This is a genomic window from Humidesulfovibrio sp. (genome assembly GCF_031082295.1).
In the GTDB taxonomy this organism is placed as follows: Bacteria; Desulfobacterota; Desulfovibrionia; order Desulfovibrionales; family Desulfovibrionaceae; genus Humidesulfovibrio.
The window spans coordinates 1,935-2,686 of the sequence record NZ_JAVHLD010000015.1 but is presented as its reverse complement, the minus strand read 5'-3'; the positions used below and the strand labels follow the sequence as shown (position 1 = coordinate 2,686).

The 752-nt window shown below is 43.1% G+C and carries 1 protein-coding gene; it reads left to right on the top strand.

Going from position 1 to position 752, the window contains the following annotated elements:
• Window positions 1-217: 217 nt before the first annotated feature.
• The coding region (locus tag RDU24_RS09425) for a hypothetical protein (protein WP_308735495.1) at window positions 218-752 on the top strand (535 nt) is incomplete at its 3' end.

Below are 752 nucleotides of genomic sequence, written 5' to 3'. Positions count from 1 at the left end.
ACTCGACGAACAATGTTCCTATCTGACTTGAATTCTTAGAAAATTCATCAACCCATCTGTGTCGTCAAATAATTAGTTGCAAGATACTTCGAATCGTATAGAGGTTGCATAAAGGGATACGAATTGTGTGAAATCTATTTTGAACTAACAAGCTTTCCCAACCATATCGCGGAGGCTTGTCAGGCATTAACGAATGAGCAGTCAGAGGATTTGACGAATGAAAGTGCTAGCGGATGTTAAACCCTCGCCAGAGCAACTGAAATTATTCGTTCCCGATCCTCAAACTATGATTATCAAAGGGGCTGCTGGGAGCGGTAAAACGACTACATGCCTCCTCAGATTAAGAATTGTTTTGGGAAGAATGTCTGGATTAAAAAAGAGAAGTGGTGATTCAACGCCCGTTAGGGCACACGTGTTCACATATAACAGGACACTCATGGGGTATGTTAACCAACTAGCTGAGAGCCAAAGAAAGCATTTTGCAAATTCGGACGTCCAAATATCTACTTTTGGTGAATGGGCATATAGGACGTTGCGGGTGAGGCAAAACCAAATCTGCGAGGGATGGAAAAAACGATATCTTTCGGCAGGCTTTGCAAAATTTCCTCATGATGATGCATTCCTCGCGTCAGAGCTAGAGTATGTTCTCGGGAGATTCCCTCATGACCAGTTCCACGAGTATCTTGATCTTGAGCGCACTGGCAGAGGAAAAGCTCCTAGATTTGATAGAGGACAGCGAGAGAAATTCATTA